At 36.8% G+C, this 1,627-nt stretch carries 2 protein-coding genes and 1 pseudogene; all 3 read left to right on the top strand.

What is annotated here, in order from left to right:
- Positions 1 to 247, top strand: a pseudogene (locus WBG45_RS12040) (CPBP family intramembrane glutamic endopeptidase); the annotation flags it as partial.
- 16 nt (positions 248 to 263) lie between these two features.
- The gene (locus WBG45_RS12035) at positions 264 to 923 is read left to right on the top strand and encodes a hypothetical protein (RefSeq protein ID WP_424414867.1); all 660 of its coding nucleotides are present in this window, start codon (positions 264 to 266) and stop codon (positions 921 to 923) included.
- Between the two features lie 41 nt (positions 924 to 964).
- Entirely contained in the window at positions 965 to 1,483 is a 519-nt protein-coding gene (locus WBG45_RS12030) for a hypothetical protein (RefSeq protein ID WP_424414865.1), read from the top strand.
- The last annotated feature ends 144 nt before the right edge of the window (positions 1,484 to 1,627 follow it).

The following is a 1,627-nucleotide window of genomic DNA, read 5'->3' as shown; positions in this document are numbered from 1 at the left end:
GAAAACAGGCAATTTATTAATTCCGATTTTGTTGCATATATTTAATAATTCCATTGCGGTCATTTTAACTTTTGCCGCTCCTTCGTGGCCTGGTTGGGCTGTTGGTGAAAAATCCGATATTTACACGCACATCCTTCCGAACTCCATCGTATTAGCGATAAGTTCCATTTTAATGATTTTGGTAGTTGTGCGTTTGGCTAAAGGGTTGAGACGTAAAAGTAAAGAGAACATGAGTGAATTAGTGTGATTTGGGGGAAGTTCAAATGATTGTCCGTAATTTTAATAGGTTGTATATCGCTATTGGTATTTTTGTGTTGGTCATGATTTTAAACCTTCCTTTCCCACATGCAGTTCCTTTTGGTACAGGTAGCATTTGGATCATGAACATTCCCATAGAGGATGCAGATGGATTCAATCTTGCAGGGCTTTTTTCACTTGCGATTCTTTGCATTGGCGTCTGTGTACTCGCTACTTCATTAGAAAAGTATCGTGTTCGACTAGTGTTTCTCGCACTAGTTCTATACAGTTTATTGCCCCTTTTCGCTATTAATGTGTATCAACATACGTTTGCCTCGGGAATTTATGCGATTGCCTATGATCTTGAATCAAGCGAATGTAACTATGAACAGATAGATGACAATAGAATGGACATTATTTGTGATTTGCCATTTAAAAATTCGAGTGATGATGAGGTTAAATTCGATTTCCTATTTTTAAAAGAAGGGTTCTTTGATGAACAAAATATAATGGTACCATTGTTGAATGAAGATGGGCCATATGAAGTTATTCTTCAAGGTCACGAAACAAAAGTTGTCCGCATTCAAAGTGAATTGGACATCCCTCGGTTAAACGGATTTTCTGGTGGGGGCTCCTATGAAATACACATTGAAATTTTTCAAGGAAATAAAATGAGGCTTTTATAATACTAGAATTGTTAACGAGTAGTGAAGGGTTGTTATTTTATATGAAGAAATGGTTATTGCTATTATTTGTTTTTATATTAGTTGGCTGTACCGAGAAGCTTCCGAAGTTTGAGGAATATACTGGCCGACCTTTAGATATCGCCGTGATTGGGGTAGCATCGGATGTCCGGGAAACGAATGTAACGTATGAAGAATTTTCGATGAACGATTTATTATTTATAGAATTTAGTAAATATGATGCAGTTTTTATTATGAAAGAACATCTTGAAGAAGCGAGCGCAGTGGAATATGCGGAGGTTTATACAAGTTCCAAGATACCTTTTTTCTTTATTGAATCGACAAAAGGCTCATTCCCATTCTCCAACGAGGATGCACTCTACAGCAATTCACAAGAAAGAGGTGGTGGCACTGATTTTGCTGCAGGTTACATGCCTTCGAGTAATCCCCAAATTGAAGGTACGACATATGGGTTTGGCTTATACAATGACATTAAAAATGAAGATACCATAAAAGGAACATATTCAATCATTTTCAATAAGATTCAGGAAATTGTGAAATGAGGCTAGCCATGAAAATCGTGGAAAACCAGCACAGTGACATTATCGAATTTATCGATACAGTTTTTTCTGGCCATACAGATTTGCAATCAGACATTAAGCGTACGTTAATGTCACATCTGAACAAAGGTATCTTTTCACTACAGA

Source organism: Paenisporosarcina sp., assembly GCF_049671445.1.
In the GTDB taxonomy this organism is placed as follows: domain Bacteria; phylum Bacillota; class Bacilli; order Bacillales_A; family Planococcaceae; genus Paenisporosarcina.
This window is presented reverse-complemented; position numbering and strand designations above follow the sequence as displayed.